Here is a 14,475-nt window from a genome sequence, read left to right as displayed (position 1 = left end):
GAATAGTCGCGGCGTTGGCAGGAAGGGTTCAGCGAGGGGTCAAGCGTAGGTATCAATCAACGTTCCAAGCATTTCGTCGGACGCCTTGGCGACTTTCACGCCGGCCTCCACCTGAAACTTGCCCTGGGCCATCTCGACCATATTGCTGGCCAGGTCCGATTGCTGGCTGCGGTCAACCGAACGCAGGCGGTCTACCTGAACCTCGGAAGACTGGCTCGTCACCGAACGCTCGAGGGTACTGCTGGCGATCTGGCCGGAAGCCTGATCGACACGGTTCTGCCCTGTCTGAATAGTGCTCAGACCGGCATAAAAAGCGGTGTTTCCTGAGATTTCCATGGGAGAACTCGTCCTAAAAAGGAACAACAGCGACCATTGAACCAGACCTGATGGCAAAAGGCCCGACAAAAACACTAATGGCACAGTGCCTTGTCATAGGCAAAATCTCAATCCAGCAGATCCAGTTGCAGATGCTCCGCCACCGCTTCTGCGGTGACCGATTTGAGTTTTGGCACCCGTCCAAGACAAGGCGCGGGAATGCGCTCGGCGAGGGTCGCGAGGTTCTCTTCCAGGCGCGAGGTCTTCGGATCGATGATATTGGCCACCCACCCCGCCAGCTGCAAACCATCCTGAGCAATCGCCTCGGCGGTCAGCAGTGCATGATTGATGCAACCCAGGCGCACCCCAACCACCAGGATCACCGGCAGGCCCAGCGCCATTGCCAGATCCGACAGATTGTCCTGATCCGCCAACGGCACGCGCCAGCCGCCGGCGCCTTCGATCAAGGTAAAATCGGCCTGCATGTCGAGAATCGCGAGCATCGGCGTAAACAGTGATTGCACCGTCAGCGCCACGCCCGCCTCCCGCGCGGCCAGGTGCGGAGCAATCGGCGGTTCGAATGCCACCGGGTTGACCTGTGCATAAGTCAGCGGCAACGAGCACTCGGCCAGCAGCGCCAGCGCATCGGAATTACGCAAACCCTTGGGCGTCACATCACAGCCGGAAGCGACCGGCTTGCCCGCCGCCGTACTCATGCCCGCCGACCGCGCAGCATGCAACAAGCCGGCAGCAATGGTGGTCTTGCCGACATCAGTGTCCGTGCCGGTAATGAAATAAGCAGCGCTCATATGGGTTTCTCCAACACGGCGTAGACCACTTGATAAGTCGCCGGCAATCCTTCGGCCTGACGAAACTGCTCATAAGCCTCGACCAAGCCAAGGATCCGCGCCCGACCGGTCAAACCGCCCGGCCGACCGGGGTTCAAGTTGTGCGCGCCCAACGCCTTGAGTTCATGCGTCAGGCTGCGCACGTCCGGGTAATGCAACACATGAGGACGGGTCTCCAGACTGACAACCCGCAAGCCACTGGTCGCGCACAGCTGTTGATAAATACCGAACTCGCGGAAGCGATTGACGTGCACCATGCCATCCACTTGACGCCAGCTGTCACGCAACTCAAACAGCGTCCCTACACAAAGACTAGCAAACGCGAATACCCCGCCCGGCTTGAGTGCCCGAAACGCCTCGCTGAGCACCGATTCGAAATCCGCGCACCACTGCACCGCCAGGCTGGAGAAGATCAGATCACAGGTCGAATCCTGCAACGGCAACCGTTCTGCATCCCCGGCGATGAAATGGGTGGCGCCGCCTAATGGCCGGGCGTGTTTGAGCATGCCCTCGGCGATGTCCATTGCCAGTCCGTTGCCCGAAGAAAAGCGCTCGCCCAATGCCCGGCTGAAATGCCCGGTACCGCAGCCCAGATCCAGCCAGACACCCGGCACAAAATCACCGGGCAAACGGCTCAACAACTGGCTGCCGACATCGCGCTGCAATTCGGCCACGCTGTCGTAGCTCGACGCCGCGCGGGAGAAGGAGGCCGCCACCTGGCGCTTGTCAGGCAAGCCGCCAGGTAGATTGGGGAAAGATAAATCAGTCATCACCGGACTCGTGCAAAAAGGCCTGGATCGCCCCCGCCACACCGTGGGGGTCTTCCAGTAGAAACGCATGGCTGGCCTGTTCGATCAGGCCGATTTCGACATCCGGCAGCAAGGCCAGCAACTCGCTCGCTGCCTCGGCCGGGACCAGACCGTCGAGGCCGGCGAACAAATGCAGTTGCGGACCACGAAATGCCTGCAAGGCTTGACGGGTATCTAGTTGGGCGAGCACTTCCAGACCGCTCATCAGCACTGCTTCAGAGGTGTGCGGCGCCCCACCGAGCAACAACCGCGACAGCCCGCGAGGATCTTCCGAGCCTTGGGCGCAAAGGAGTGAAAAGCGCTTCAACGTCATTCGCGGATCGGCCTTGCAACCGGCGAGAAACGCGTCGAAGGTTTCGCCAGCCATCGCGCTCGGCCATTGCTCATGGGCGACAAAAGAAGGATTGCTCGCCAGGGTCAGCAAGCCACAGCAACGATCACCACGACGCGCCGCCAGCTCAGACGCAAGCATGCCACCGAGGGACCAGCCACCGAGCCAGGTGTCTTGCGGGATCGTCGAATCCAGTTCATCGAGCCACTCTTCAATATCGCTCGATTCCAGTTCCGGCAACGGCTCGATCTCGACCCGCAGATGCTCATCCAGCCCCTGCAAGGCGGCCGCTAAAGGCTCGAGCGGTGAAATGCCGAGGCCCCAGCCGGGCAGCAGAATCAGTCGATCACGCATGGCTTGGCTCCGGTCCCAGTAATTGAAAACAATCGGCCAGTCCATTCAACAATAGCTGCACCTGCGCTTCGCTGTGGGCGGCGGTCAGGGTCACGCGCAGACGGGCGCTGCCGGCGGGCACGGTGGGCGGACGAATCGCCGTGACCATCAGTCCGCGCTCGCGCAGCATCTGCGACAGTCGCATCGCACGCCCGGCATCGCCGATCATGATCGGCTGGATCGGCGTGAAGCTGTCCATCAACTCCAGGCCGATCTGCTCGGCGCCATGGCGGAACTGGCGGATCAGCGTCTTCAGATGCTCGCGTCGCCAATGTTCAGTGCGCAGCAGCTCAAGGCTTTTCAGCGTCGCGCAAGCCAGGGCCGGTGGCTGGCTGGTGGTGTAGATATAGGGGCGGGCAAACTGGATCAGGCTTTCGATCAGTTCTTCGCTGCCGGCCACAAAGGCTCCTGCCGTGCCGAATGCCTTGCCGAGGGTGCCGACCAGCACCGGCACGTCTTCCTGACTCAGGCCGAAATGCTCGACAATCCCGCCGCCGTTGGCGCCCAGCGGGCCGAAGCCATGGGCGTCATCGACCATCAGCCACGCGCCCTTAGCCTTGGCTTCCCGGGCCAACGCCGGCAAGTCGGCAATATCGCCGTCCATGCTGAACACGCCGTCGGTGACCACCAGTGTATTGCCGGTAGCCTTCTCCAGCCGCTTGGCCAGGCTGACCGCGTCGTTGTGCAGATAGCGATTGAAACGCGCGCCGGACAACAAACCGGCATCCAGCAACGAGGCATGATTGAGGCGGTCTTCCAGCACCGTATCACCCTGCCCGATCAACGCGGTGACCGCGCCGAGGTTGGCCATGTAACCGGTGGTGAACAGCAGCGCACGCGGGCGACCGGTCAGGTCGGCCAACGCTTCCTCCAGCTCATGATGCGGCGTGCTGTGGCCAATGACCAAATGCGACGCCCCGCCACCGACACCCCAACGAGCAGCACCGGCGCGCCAGGCTTCGATCACTTGCGGATGATTGGCCAGGCCCAGGTAATCGTTGTTGCAGAACGCCAGCAATGGCTGACCGTCGACCACCACTTCCGGGCCTTGAGGGCTTTCGAGCAGGGGGCGCTGGCGGTAGAGGTTTTCGGCACGACGGGCAGCAAGGCGTGCGGCGAGATCGAAAGACATGCAGGCCTCGTGGATCAGAATTCAGTAGCGATCGCAGTACCTGTGGGAGCGAGCCTGCTCGCGAAAGCTATCGAACAACCAACATGTATGTTGAATGTGAATGCCTCTTCGCGAGCAGGCTCGCTCCTACAGGGTTTTGCATTCCTTCAGAAGGATCAGTGGAGCGTCAAACAGCCGCGTTATAGAACTGCTCGCTGCTCTTCTGCTCAACCAACGCTTGTTCGATCGCGGCCTGATGCACTTCGTCCGCGTGCTCTTCGCGCGCTTCCGGCAGGATCCCCAGGCGCGAGAACAGTTGCATGTCCTTGTCGGCCTGCGGGTTGGCGGTGGTCAGCAGTTTTTCGCCGTAGAAAATCGAGTTGGCACCGGCGAAGAACGCCAGGGCCTGCATCTGCTCGTTCATCGCTTCGCGGCCAGCGGACAGACGCACGTGGGATTGCGGCATCAGGATGCGCGCGACGGCGAGCATGCGGATGAAGTCGAACGGGTCGATGTCCTCGGCATTTTCCAGCGGCGTACCGGCGACTTTCACCAGCATGTTGATTGGCACCGACTCTGGATGCTCGGGCAGGTTGGCCAGCTGGATCAGCAGATTGGCGCGGTCATCGAGGGACTCGCCCATGCCGAGGATGCCGCCGGAGCAGATCTTCATCCCCGATTCACGCACGTAAGCCAGGGTTTGCAGGCGCTCGCTGTAAGTGCGGGTGGTGATGATGCTGCCGTAGAACTCCGGCGAGGTGTCGAGGTTGTGGTTGTAGTAATCGAGGCCGGCGTCGGCCAGCGCAACGGTCTGGTCCTGATCCAGGCGACCCAGGGTCATGCAGGTTTCCAGTCCCATGGCTTTCACGCCTTTGACCATTTCCAGCACGTAAGGCATGTCTTTGGCCGACGGGTGTTTCCACGCCGCGCCCATGCAGAAACGGGTCGAACCGATGGCCTTGGCGCGAGCGGCCTCTTCGAGGACCTTCTGCACTTCCATCAGCTTTTCTTTTTCCAGGCCGGTGTTGTAGTGACCGGACTGCGGACAATATTTGCAATCTTCCGGGCAGGCGCCGGTCTTGATCGACAGCAGGGTGGAAACCTGGACGCGGTTGGCGTCGAAATGCGCGCGGTGCACCGTTTGCGCCTGGAACAACAGGTCGTTGAATGGCTGAACGAAGAGTGCTTTGACTTCGGCCAAAGACCAGTCATGACGCAGGGTGGCAGAGGTGCTGGCGCTCATGGGCGTTTCCTTGTTTATGCTTGGCAAGCGACTGGGGAAGGGAATACCCACAGACGCGACACGGATGTTCGGCATATTTAAGGAAGAGTGATGCGCTGTCAACCACGATACGTTGGACCGGTTTACATCTGGTTAAATAATAACCAACACTGTTTGCTCTGCAGTGAAGCCACCGAGGACGTCAGGCCGATCTGCATGGCCTGTGAAACCGACCTGCCCTGGCTGGGCGATCACTGCCAGACCTGCGCGCTGCCCTTGCCTGCGTCAGGCCTGACGTGTGGCCCATGTTTAAAACTGCCGCCGGCTTTCGAGCGGGTCGCCGCGCCCTGGACGTACAGCTTTCCGGTGGACACATTGATCACGCGCTTCAAGCACAGCGCCAAGTGGCCGTTTGGCCGCCTGCTCGGCGAACTTCTCGCGCAGTTCCTGCAACATCGCTTCGATGAGGACCTTGATCGGCCCGACGTTCTGGTCCCCGTTCCGCTGGCTGCAAAACGCCTGCGTCAACGGGGTTTCAACCAGGCTGCGATGCTCGCCCACTGGCTCAGTAGTAGCCTCGACATCCCTTGCGATGAACAACTGCTGCTGAGGATTCAGGACACCAGCGCGCAACAGGACCTGAATGCCGACGCTCGCAAAAAGAACCTGCGCAATGCGTTTGCCCTGACGGCCGATGCGCCGGTCAAAGGGCGGCACCTGGCAATTGTGGACGACGTGCTGACCACCGGTGCCACGGCTCAGGCCCTGGCTCGCCTGTTGATGGACGCGGGCGCGGCTCGGGTAGATGTTTATTGCCTGGCCCGCACGCCCAAACCCGGGGACGCAGCCTGACGTAACGCCATGCGCAAAACCTGTGGGAGCGAGCCTGCTCGCGATGGCGGTGTATCAGACACATCAATGGTGACTGTGATGGCCTCATCGCGAGCAAGCTCGCTCCCACAAGGACGTGGGCTGACTTGACTCCCAGGCTTCCAGCCGCCAACGTCCTCCCCATCGCCACAGCCCAAAGCGCCTCACCATGTCCTTGCCCACCTTGTTGTCCCAGCACATTGTCCGTCGCCCGCAGCGCATCGCGTTGCTGCAACATATTGCCGAACAGGGCTCGATCACCCGCGCCGCGAAAAGCGCGGGACTGAGTTACAAGGCGGCGTGGGACGCTATCGATGAGCTGAACAACCTAGCGCAAAAACCGCTCGTGGAGCGCAGCGTCGGCGGCAAGGGCGGTGGTGGCGCCAAACTTTCAAGTGAAGGCCAGCGAGTGCTGCGCCTTTATCAAAAACTGCAAGCCTTGCAGGCCCAGGTGTTGGAAGCCGCCGAAGATGCCAGCGACCTGGACCTGCTCGGTCGGCTGATGCTCAGAACCAGCGCGCGCAATCAATTGCACGGCAAGGTCGTGGCGATCGACAACCAGGGGCACAACGATCGGGTCCGTCTTGAACTGGCCGAAGGCTTGACCCTCGATGCGCAGATCACGCACGACAGCACCTTGCGCCTGGAGCTGGAGACCGGCACCGAAGTCGTGGCCCTGATCAAGGCCGGTTGGCTGGAGTTACTGGGCATCGATCAACAAGCGACACCGGGTAGCAACTTTCTGAATGGCATCATCGAAGAAATACTCGACGCCCCAGACGGCCCCAGCGAAGTGCGCATCGGCCTGCCCAATGGCCAGACACTCTGCGCGCTGGCCGAGCCGCAGCACCTGAGGAGCCAGGGGCTTGCCACCGACAAACCGGTGCGGGTGCAGTTCGCGCCGTCCAACGTCTTGCTCGGCACACCGCTCTGAAACAAAAGTTTCATCATTGCTCTTTAAGGTGGCTGCAAAACCAGCAGGGAGCCTGATGTGAGCCTATTAGAAGAAAACCAGTCCACCGACCTCGAGAAAATGGTCGGCCTCAGCCGTCGCGGTTTCATCAGCGCCGGCGCCCTCTGCGGTGCGGCCATGTTCCTCGGTGGCAACCTGCTGAGCCGCAGCGTATTGGCCGCGAGTGTCAGCGCAGGCTCCAGCAAACTGTTGGGTTTTGACAGCATCCCCGCCGCCACCAGCGACGCAATCACCCTGCCGCCGGGCTACAAGTCTTCGGTACTGATCAGCTGGGGCCAGCCATTGCAAAAAAACGGTCCGGCATTTGACCCGAGCGGTAACGGCACCGCCGAGCAACAGGAAGTCCAGTTCGGTGACAACAACGACGGCATGAGCCTGTTCGAATTTCCCGGGGAAAAAGACCGGGCGCTGATGGCAATCAACAACGAATACACCAACTATCGCTACCTCTACCCGCACGGCGGCATGCCGCAATCGGCCGAAGAGGTGCGCAAGGCACTGGCCTGCGAAGGCGTGTCGGTGATCGAAGTGCAACGCAAGAACGGCCAATGGGCGTTCGTCCAGGGCTCGCGCTACAACCGACGCATTCACGGCAACGCACCGATCAGCCTCAGCGGCCCGGCTGCCGGCCACGCACTGGTGAAAACCAGCGCTGACCCGCAGGGCAAGCATGTCCTCGGCACCTTCCAGAACTGCGCCAACGGCATGACGCCGTGGGGCACATACCTGACCTGCGAAGAGAACTTCACCGATTGCTTCGGCAGCAGCAATGCCGAGCAGAAGTTCGATGCCGCGCAGAAGCGTTATGGCGCAGTGGCGGCCAGCAAAGAGATCAACTGGCATCAACACGATGAGCGGTTCGACCTGGCGAAAAATCCGAACGAGCTCAACCGTCACGGCTGGGTCGTGGAAATCGACCCGTTCGATCCGCAATCGACGCCGGTCAAACGAACTGCGCTGGGCCGCTTCAAACATGAAAACGCTGCGCTGGCTGAAACCCATGACGGTCACGCCGTGGTGTACATGGGCGACGACGAACGCGGCGAGTTCATCTACAAGTTCGTCAGCCGCGACAAAATCAACCACAAGAACCCCAAGGCCAACCGCGACCTGCTGGACCACGGCACCTTGTACGTGGCGCGCTTCGATGCGGGCGACAGCAACGCCGATCATCCGAAAGGCCAGGGCGAATGGATCGAACTGACCCACGGTAAAAACGGGATCGACGCCAGCAGCGGTTTTGCCGATCAGGCCGAAGTGCTCATTCACGCGCGCCTCGCGGCCAGCGTGGTGAAGGCCACGCGCATGGACCGTCCGGAATGGATCGTCGTCAGCCCCAAGGATGGCCAGGTCTATTGCACGCTGACCAACAACGCCAAGCGTGGCGAGGACGGCCAACCGGTGGGCGGGCCGAACCCGCGCGAGAAGAACGTCTACGGGCAGATTCTGCGCTGGCGCACTGATCGTGACGATCACGGTTCCAAAAGCTTTGCCTGGGACCTGTTTGTGGTCGCCGGCAACCCGGGCGTCCACGCTGGCACGCCGAAGGGCGGTTCGTCGAACATCACGCCACAGAACATGTTCAACAGCCCGGATGGCCTGGGCTTCGACAAGGCCGGGCGGTTGTGGATTCTCACCGATGGCGATTCGAGTAATGCAGGCGACTTCGCCGGCATGGGCAACAACCAGATGCTGTGTGCCGACCCGGTGACCGGGGAGATTCGTCGGTTCATGGTCGGGCCGGTTGGCTGCGAGGTCACGGGGATCAGCTTCTCGCCGGATCAGAAGACGTTGTTTGTCGGGATCCAGCACCCTGGAGAGAACGGGGGCTCGACGTTCCCGGAGCATCTGCCGAATGGCAAGCCGCGGTCTTCGGTGATGGCTATCACGCGTGAAGATGGCGGGATCGTCGGCGCCTGATCGGGCCCCATCGCTAGCAGGCTAGCTCCCACACGGGATCTGCGACACACCGCAAATCCCCTGTGGGAGCTAGCCTGCTAGCGATGGCAACACCACTCATCTCAAGCCTTAACACTAAAGACGCCCCGTCTGCGCTACCATGCTTGGCCGGACGCGGCAGCCTGCTGCGCGCAGGAGTCAGCATGGCCCACCCGTTTGCAACCCTCACCCCAGACCTCGTGCTCGATGCCGTCGAAAGCATCGGCTTTCTCAGCGACGCACGCATCCTGGCGCTCAACAGCTACGAGAACCGCGTCTATCAGGTCGGCATCGAAGACTCCGAGCCGCTGATCGCCAAGTTCTACCGCCCACAACGCTGGACCAACGAAGCGATTCTCGAAGAACACCAGTTCACTTTCGAACTCGCCGAGTGCGACGTGCCGGTGGTGGCGCCGATGATTCACAACGGCGTCAGCCTGCATGAACACGCCGGGTTTCGTTTCACCCTGTTCCCCCGCCGTGGTGGCCGTGCGCCGGAGCCGGGCAATCTTGATCAGCTGTATCGACTGGGTCAGTTGCTTGGCAGGTTGCACGCCGTCGGCGCCACCAAGCCGTTCGAACACCGTGAAGCGCTGGGCGTGAAGAACTTTGGTCACGATTCGCTGACCACCCTGCTCGAAGGCAATTTCGTCCCCAAGAGCCTGCTGCCGGCCTACGAGTCCGTGGCCCGCGACCTGCTCAAGCGCGTGGAAGAGGTCTACAAGGCCACCCCGCACAAGAACATCCGCATGCACGGCGATTGCCACCCCGGCAACATGATGTGCCGCGACGAAATGTTCCACATCGTCGACCTCGACGACTGTCGCATGGGCCCGGCGGTGCAGGACATCTGGATGATGCTGGCGGGGGATCGCCAGGAATGTCTCGTTCAACTGTCGGAACTGATGGACGGCTACAACGAATTTCACGACTTCGACCCACGGGAACTCGCGCTGATCGAACCGCTGCGCGCCTTGCGCCTGATGCACTACAGCGCCTGGCTCGCCCGCCGCTGGGACGACCCGGCGTTCCCGCACAGCTTTCCGTGGTTTGGCAGTGAACGGTATTGGGGTGATCAGGTGTTGGCGTTGCGCGAGCAATTATCTGCTCTCAACGAAGAACCGTTGAAGCTCTTCTGACAACCAGATCCCCAGTAGGAGCGAGGCTTGCCCGCGAAGAACGATAACGCGGTATTTCAGGCAGACCGCGATATCGTTCTTCGCGGGCAAGCCTCGCTCCTACAAAAAATACAACACATCTATACAATCCCCTCTTTGTTAGCTGCCTAAGCAAGGATTCTGCATGCAAGCTGCCAACCCGCGTCGCGGGTACATCCTGGGCCTGAGTGCCTACATCATCTGGGGCCTGTTCCCGATCTATTTCAAAGCCATCGCCAGCGTGCCGGCCGTGGAGATCATCATTCACCGTGTACTGTGGTCGGCGCTGTTCGGCGGCTTGTTGCTGATGGTCTGGAAACACCCGGGATGGTGGCAGGAACTGCGGGATAACCCGAAACGCCTGGCGGTCCTGGCCCTGAGCGGCACGCTGATTGCGGCCAACTGGCTGACCTACGTCTGGTCGGTGAACAACGGGCGCATGCTTGAGGCCAGTCTCGGTTACTACATCAACCCTCTGGTCAACGTGCTGCTGGGGATGCTGATCCTCGGCGAGCGGCTGCGGCGGATGCAGTGGATCGCGGTGGGGCTGGCGGCCATCGGCGTGGCGCAGCAGGTGTGGCAAGTCGGCAGCTTGCCGTGGGTGTCGCTGGTGTTGGCGCTGACGTTCGGCTTCTACGGTTTGATCCGCAAGCAAGCGCCCGTCAAGGCGCTGCCCGGCCTGGTGGTGGAAACCTGGATGCTGGTGCCGATTGCCATTGCCTGGCTGCTGTTCAATCAGACGGCCACAAGCGCTCAGCCCGAGTTCTGGACCACATCCGAAGCCTGGTGGCTGGTCGCGGCCGGGCCAGTAACGCTGGTGCCGCTGGTGTGTTTCAACGCCGCAGCACGGCATCTGCCCTACACGACGCTGGGTTTCCTCCAGTACCTGGCGCCGACGCTGGTGCTGTTGCAAGCCGTGCTGTTGTTTGGCGAGCATTTGTCTTCCAGCACGCTGGTCGCGTTTATCTTTATCTGGGCAGGTCTGGCGGTTTACAGCGTCGATGCGGTGATCAGTCTTCGCCGCCGCAGCTGATCAAAAAACACACAAACCTCTGCGAGCCACGTCCTTCGTGGCCTGCAGTGATCCTTCCCAAGGTTATCCACAGCGTGATCCCCGCCGTTTGTGCGCAACTTGTTGAAACTGATGGTTTTTTGATCAGATCTGGAAGAAGCCCGGCCGGCGTGGGCTGGCGGGCTGTCTCTACAGGTTATCCACAGGCAGGTGCACGTTTAACTTGGATAACCCGGTCAGGGTTCACTGCGCAGCACCAATTCCACCATCAGATCGTCGGCCAGGGTTTCCAGGCGCGACTGCAAGACATCCAGCGATAAGGTCAGCGGCACCGCCAGGATCGCTTCGGCGTGAAACAACGGCTCGCTGCTCATCGGTGCCGGACGCACTTCGGTCACCAGACGCTCCAGGCTCACCCCTTGCTCACTCAGCAGGCGAGTGATGTCACGGACAATCCCCGGGCGGTCATTGCCCACCAACTCCATGGCAATCGGTTTCCAGGTGCAGGATTGCTCAATGCCGCTTTCGGCGATCAGCACGCGAATACCGTGGGCGGACAACGCCTTCAGGGCATCGACCAGCTCATCGTAAGCCTCGGCCGGCACGCCCACCCGAAGAATCCCGGCGAACTGCCCGGCCATGCGCGACATGCGGCTCTCCAGCCAGTTGCCGCCATGCTCGGCAATGCATTGGGCAATGCGCTCGACCTGCCCTGGCTTGTCCGGAGCGAAAACAGTGAGTACGAGGTGGTCCATGGCGCAGCCCTCTTTTGTTATAGAGAAAGAAGTATAGGCAAGGGTTGTTACTGCGTTGAATCGGCGAATGCCTTCCCGGGCAAGCCTCGCTCCTAGAAGGAGCCGCCCCCTGCAGGAGCGAGGCTTGCCCGCGAAAGGCGCGCCGCGAAGAACATCGCGAACAATAAATCGTGTACAAGTTTTTATATTTAACTGGAACAATCCAATAGTTTTTTGAGAACATCCCGTGCCCCGACGTGACCGCAATGCGTCATGGGGTCGCAGAACGACGTAATTAGTCTAATTTTCACAAGCGCAATTCATCATGTAGTATGCCGCAGCGCGCACTACATAACGTTGGATCGATGTCTGCCACAGGCACACTCGCAGCCCTGATAGCCCTGTCAGCAAGGCCTCAAAGCCGTTGATCGGTTCCATCCCAGCCGCCCGAAATGGCATGTACTGGTGGAAGGGGTTTGTGGTTTAAATAGCCAGAGGCTTCATTGTTAATTTGAAGAGCTGAAAAGCGAAATAGCTGAGCAGAGTGAGGCAAGCAATGACTGAACACGTTCAAGTCGGTGGCCTGCAGGTCGCCAAAGTCCTGTTCGACTTCGTGAACAACGAAGCCATTCCCGGTACCGGCCTCACCGCCGATAAGTTCTGGGCCGGTGCCGACAAGGTCATCCATGACCTGGCGCCGAAGAACAAAGCCCTACTCGCCAAACGCGATGATTTCCAGGCTCGTATCGATGGCTGGCACCAATCCCGTGCCGGTCAACCACACGACGCTGTGGCCTATAAAGCCTTCTTGCAAGACATCGGTTATCTGCTGCCAGAAGCGGCTGATTTCCAGGCAACGACGCAAAACGTCGATGACGAAATCGCCCGCATGGCCGGTCCACAGCTTGTGGTTCCGGTGATGAATGCCCGTTTCGCGCTCAATGCCTCGAACGCCCGTTGGGGTTCGCTGTATGACGCGCTCTACGGCACCGATGCCATCAGCGAAGCTGACGGCGCGGAGAAAGGCAAAGGCTACAACAAGGTTCGCGGCGACAAGGTCATCGCCTTCGCCCGAGCCTTCCTCGACGAAGCCGCGCCCCTGGCGGCCGGCACTCACGTCGATTCCACCGGCTACAAGATCGTTGACGGCAAACTGGTCGTCGCCCTCAAAGGCGGCAGCAACACCGGCCTGCGCAACGATGCACAGCTGATCGGTTTCCACGGCGATACAGCCGCACCGACTGCAATCCTGCTGAAAAACAACGGCCTGCACTTCGAAATCCAGGTCGATGCCAGCACCCCGGTCGGCCAGACCGACGCTGCCGGTATCAAAGACATCCTGATGGAAGCTGCGCTGACCACCATCATGGACTGCGAAGACTCCGTCGCCGCTGTCGATGCCGATGACAAAGTGGTGATCTACCGCAACTGGCTCGGCCTGATGAAGGGCGACCTGTCGGAAGAAGTCTCCAAAGGCGGTCAGACCTTTACCCGCACCATGAACGCTGATCGCACCTACACCGGTGTCGACGGTAAGGAACTGAGCCTGCACGGTCGTTCGCTGTTGTTCGTGCGCAACGTCGGTCACCTGATGACCATCGATGCGATCATCGACAAAGATGGCAACGAAGTGCCGGAAGGCATTCTCGACGGCTTGATCACCAGTCTGGCAGCGATCCACAGCCTCAACGGCAACAACTCGCGCAAGAACAGCCGCACCGGTTCGGTCTATATCGTGAAGCCGAAAATGCACGGCCCGGAAGAAGCCGCGTTCACCAACGAGCTGTTCGGTCGCATCGAAGAAGTCCTCGGTCTGCCGCGCAACACGCTGAAAGTCGGGATCATGGACGAGGAGCGCCGCACCACGGTCAACCTCAAGGCCTGCATCAAAGCTGCGAGCGAGCGCGTGGTGTTCATCAACACCGGTTTCCTCGACCGCACGGGTGACGAAATCCACACCTCCATGGAAGCCGGCCCGATGGTGCGCAAGGCGGACATGAAGGCCGAGAAGTGGATCGGCGCCTACGAGAACTGGAACGTCGATATCGGTTTGAGCACCGGCCTGCAAGGTCGCGCCCAGATCGGTAAAGGCATGTGGGCGATGCCCGACCTGATGGCGGCGATGCTCGAACAGAAAATCGCTCACCCGCTGGCCGGCGCCAACACCGCCTGGGTTCCATCGCCGACTGCCGCTGCGTTGCACGCGCTGCATTACCACAAGGTCGACGTGTTCGCCCGTCAGGCCGAGCTGGCCAAACGTGCCCGCGCGTCGGTTGACGACATCCTGACCATCCCGCTGGCGGTGAACCCGCAGTGGACTGCGGAACAGATCAAGAACGAACTGGACAACAACGCCCAGGGCATTCTCGGTTACGTGGTGCGCTGGATCGATCAGGGCGTGGGTTGCTCGAAGGTGCCGGACATCAACGACATCGGCCTGATGGAAGACCGTGCGACGCTGCGGATTTCCAGCCAGCACATCGCCAACTGGCTGCGTCATGGCATCGTCACACATGACCAGGTCATGGAAAGCCTCAAGCGCATGGCGCCGGTGGTTGACCGCCAGAACGCCAACGACGCGCTGTATCGTCCGCTGGCACCGAACTTCGACAGCAACATCGCCTTCCAGGCGGCGGTCGAACTGGTGGTTGAAGGCACAAAGCAGCCAAACGGCTACACCGAGCCGGTCCTGCACCGTCGTCGCCGCGAGTTCAAGGCTGCCAATGGCCTGTAACTGAGCACTGACGCCGGACAAAAAAAGG

Annotated in this window: 13 protein-coding genes; 6 read left to right on the top strand and 7 right to left on the bottom strand. The window is 60.8% G+C overall.

All coding sequences use genetic code 11. The features are described 5' to 3' along the window. Positions 1 to 39: 39 nt before the first annotated feature. From AC1ROI_RS31715 to bioB, 6 genes are all read right to left on the bottom strand, one after another. Positions 40 to 336 carry a hypothetical protein gene (locus AC1ROI_RS31715; RefSeq protein WP_010467121.1) on the bottom strand — a complete coding sequence of 99 codons (297 nt, stop codon included), beginning with the start codon at positions 334 to 336 and terminating at the stop codon, positions 40 to 42. A gap of 107 nt (positions 337 to 443) precedes the next feature. After that, on the bottom strand, positions 444 to 1,124 hold the full coding sequence (gene bioD / locus AC1ROI_RS31710; protein WP_102595100.1) for a dethiobiotin synthase: 681 nt from the start codon (positions 1,122 to 1,124) through the stop codon (positions 444 to 446). After that, entirely contained in the window at positions 1,121 to 1,933 is an 813-nt protein-coding gene (gene bioC / locus AC1ROI_RS31705; RefSeq protein ID WP_102595101.1) for a malonyl-ACP O-methyltransferase BioC, read from the bottom strand. The genes bioD and bioC overlap by 4 nt, the downstream gene beginning before the upstream one ends. After that, positions 1,926 to 2,657 carry an alpha/beta fold hydrolase gene (locus tag AC1ROI_RS31700; protein ID WP_010467117.1) on the bottom strand — a complete coding sequence of 244 codons (732 nt, stop codon included), beginning with the start codon at positions 2,655 to 2,657 and terminating at the stop codon, positions 1,926 to 1,928. Before AC1ROI_RS31700 ends, bioC begins: the two co-directional genes overlap by 8 nt. Beyond that, on the bottom strand, positions 2,650 to 3,828 hold the full coding sequence (gene bioF, locus AC1ROI_RS31695) for an 8-amino-7-oxononanoate synthase (protein WP_010467116.1): 1,179 nt from the start codon (positions 3,826 to 3,828) through the stop codon (positions 2,650 to 2,652). Before bioF ends, AC1ROI_RS31700 begins: the two co-directional genes overlap by 8 nt. A 166-nt stretch (positions 3,829 to 3,994) precedes the next feature. Further along, positions 3,995 to 5,050, bottom strand: a complete 1,056-nt coding sequence (bioB, locus tag AC1ROI_RS31690; RefSeq protein WP_010467114.1) for a biotin synthase BioB — start codon at positions 5,048 to 5,050, stop codon at positions 3,995 to 3,997. Between the two features lie 90 nt (positions 5,051 to 5,140). Between bioB and AC1ROI_RS31685 the strand changes: the two genes are divergently transcribed. The 5 genes from AC1ROI_RS31685 (at position 5,141) to rarD (ending at position 11,000) form a co-directional block, all read left to right on the top strand. After that, a complete protein-coding gene (locus tag AC1ROI_RS31685) occupies positions 5,141 to 5,881 on the top strand; it encodes a ComF family protein (RefSeq protein WP_102595102.1) in 741 nt (246 codons plus the stop codon). Between the two features lie 187 nt (positions 5,882 to 6,068). Further along, positions 6,069 to 6,833 carry a TOBE domain-containing protein gene (locus AC1ROI_RS31680; protein WP_083375621.1) on the top strand — a complete coding sequence of 255 codons (765 nt, stop codon included), beginning with the start codon at positions 6,069 to 6,071 and terminating at the stop codon, positions 6,831 to 6,833. Positions 6,834 to 6,890: 57 nt separating this feature from the next. Further along, positions 6,891 to 8,792, top strand: a complete 1,902-nt coding sequence (locus AC1ROI_RS31675; protein ID WP_077747292.1) for a PhoX family protein — start codon at positions 6,891 to 6,893, stop codon at positions 8,790 to 8,792. A 182-nt stretch (positions 8,793 to 8,974) separates the two neighbouring features. Further along, positions 8,975 to 9,949 carry a serine/threonine protein kinase gene (locus AC1ROI_RS31670; protein WP_077747291.1) on the top strand — a complete coding sequence of 325 codons (975 nt, stop codon included), beginning with the start codon at positions 8,975 to 8,977 and terminating at the stop codon, positions 9,947 to 9,949. 163 nt (positions 9,950 to 10,112) lie between these two features. After that, positions 10,113 to 11,000: an EamA family transporter RarD gene (gene rarD, locus AC1ROI_RS31665; protein ID WP_010467094.1), complete on the top strand. Its 888-nt coding sequence runs from the start codon at positions 10,113 to 10,115 to the stop codon at positions 10,998 to 11,000. Positions 11,001 to 11,215: 215 nt separating this feature from the next. Here rarD and AC1ROI_RS31660 read toward each other — a convergent pair whose 3' ends face one another. Next, complete coding sequence (locus tag AC1ROI_RS31660; RefSeq protein ID WP_010467092.1) at positions 11,216 to 11,734, bottom strand: glycine cleavage system transcriptional repressor; 519 nt, start codon at positions 11,732 to 11,734, stop codon at positions 11,216 to 11,218. 535 nt (positions 11,735 to 12,269) lie between these two features. Here AC1ROI_RS31660 and AC1ROI_RS31655 point away from each other — a divergent pair. Beyond that, on the top strand, positions 12,270 to 14,447 hold the full coding sequence (locus AC1ROI_RS31655) for a malate synthase G (protein WP_102593751.1): 2,178 nt from the start codon (positions 12,270 to 12,272) through the stop codon (positions 14,445 to 14,447). The last annotated feature ends 28 nt before the right edge of the window (positions 14,448 to 14,475 follow it).

The sequence above is a fragment of the Pseudomonas sp. GW823-FHT02C02 genome (assembly GCF_058797635.1).
The sequence above is the reverse complement of the archived record's forward strand: the minus strand, read 5'-3'. Positions and strand labels throughout refer to the sequence as shown.